Below are 1,812 nucleotides of genomic sequence, written 5' to 3'. Positions count from 1 at the left end.
GTGGTTTGCGATGTTTCTTTTATTTCTATCAAGGATATTTTAAGTGCAATCAAGGCATTAGCAAGTGGGCTTTTGATTTTGCTTTTTAAACCACAATTTGAAGTGGGAGTGGAAGCAAAACGCAATAAAAAGGGCGTGTTAATGGAATCAAAAAGCGCGAAAGTAGCATTAGAGCAGACACTTGCGCTTTTGGAAAATAAGGGCTTTAGGATTCTAGTTTGTGAGGAATCTAAAGTGAGAGGAAAGGAAGGAAATGTTGAGTTTTTTATCGCTTGCCAAACAGCCAAGCCTAGCGCGTAATATCACAAGTCTTGCGCTTGGGAAATTTGATGGAATGCACAGCGCACACCAAGTTCTTTTTGAAAAATTAGGCGATAAAGGCGCGATTTTGTGCATTGAAAACAATCAAGGCGAGTTACTACCTCAAAAATATCGCGCATTTTATGCTTCCTATCCGATTTTTTCACTACCTTTAGAATATGTCCGCAGCAAAAGCGACAAGGAGTTTGTAGAGTTTTTGTTGGAGATTCTGCCTAATTTAGAATGTTTGGTTGTAGGATATGATTTTCGTTTTGGCAAGGAGCGGCATTACTATACTTTTGACTTGCAAAAGAGATTTCAAGGGAGAGTAATTGTGGTTGATGAGGTGTTTTATAAAAAACTCTCTGTGCATAGCGGGTTAATCAAAGAGTTGTTGATTAATGGTAATTTAAAGCAGGCAAACAAACTGCTAGGGCGTCCCTTTGAGATTCGCGGTGGAATCGTGCGGGGGCAGGGGATTGGTGCAAAGGAACTTGTCGCAACCATTAACCTGCAAAACGATGGATTTTTGCTCCCAAAGGAGGGAGTGTATGCGGGGTTTGTGCAATTAGGCGCACAAAGTGCGGAATCCCTAAAATATCCCGCAGTAATTTTCATCGGTAATCGTCTAAGCACGGATAAATCTTTTGCGATTGAGGGGCATTTGCTTGGAATGAAGCTAGAGGTGCAGCAAAAGGAAGCGGGATTCTTTCTTGTGAAATACTTGCGCGAAAACAAGCATTTTGAGCATTTAAGCGAGTTAAAAGAGCAGATTCAGCGAGATATTCAACGGGCTTATAAGGCTTTGAAATGTGAAAATAGAGAATCCAAAGAGAATGTGGAGAATGCAAGTAGTGCAAACTTGGAATTCCAAAACAATGTAAGGCAGACCGCAGAATCGCAAAATGCGATAAAGTCAAAGGAATAAACAATGGATAAGATTTTTGCAGAGAATCCTCAAAAACAATTTGAATTTGACGCTAAAGTTGCGGGCGTGTTTGATGATATGGTAAGCCGTTCAATCCCTTATTATAAGGAAGTTTTAGGGCTTTGTGCAGATTTTACGTTAATGTATTTAAAGCCCGATTCCACCTTGCTAGATTTAGGCACAAGCACAGGGGCAATGCTCGTGGAAATAGCTTCTAAGGCGGAGTTTCCGCTGAATCTCTATGGAATAGATAATGCGGAATCTATGCTAGAGATAGCACAGAATAAATTAAGTGCGTATGAAATGTGTGCAAACCTCATCTGTGGCGATATTTTGGAGGTGGAGTTTCCTAAAAGTGATGTGGTAATAGCGAATTACACTTTGCAATTTATCCGCCCGCTTCAGCGCGAAAAGTTGGTGCAAAAGATTTATGATTGTCTCAATCCTAAGGGTGTTTTCATCGTCTCTGAAAAGGTAATGGTGGAGCATAAAGAGCTAGATTTTAAGATGATTCAATATTATTTAGCAAACAAAAAGAAGCAGGGATATAGTGATTTTGAGATTGCTAAAAAGCGTGAGGCGTT

The 1,812-nt window shown here is 40.1% G+C and carries 3 protein-coding genes; all 3 read left to right on the top strand.

The window, feature by feature from the left end:
* On the top strand, positions 1 to 300 hold a 300-nt coding region (locus tag Q1553_RS00240), incomplete at its 5' end, for an SAM-dependent methyltransferase (protein ID WP_366525084.1).
* A complete protein-coding gene (locus tag Q1553_RS00235; RefSeq protein ID WP_297570312.1) occupies positions 254 to 1,228 on the top strand; it encodes a bifunctional riboflavin kinase/FAD synthetase in 975 nt (324 codons plus the stop codon). The genes Q1553_RS00240 and Q1553_RS00235, both read left to right, overlap by 47 nt.
* A 3-nt stretch (positions 1,229 to 1,231) precedes the next feature.
* On the top strand, positions 1,232 to 1,812 hold a 581-nt coding region (locus Q1553_RS00230), incomplete at its 3' end, for a methyltransferase domain-containing protein (RefSeq protein WP_300842648.1).

The organism is Helicobacter sp. UBA3407, from assembly GCF_949747025.1.
Taxonomy (GTDB): domain Bacteria; phylum Campylobacterota; class Campylobacteria; order Campylobacterales; family Helicobacteraceae; genus Helicobacter_D; species Helicobacter_D ganmani.
Note: the sequence above shows the minus strand (reverse complement) of the source record. Positions and strands in the feature narration are given on the sequence as shown.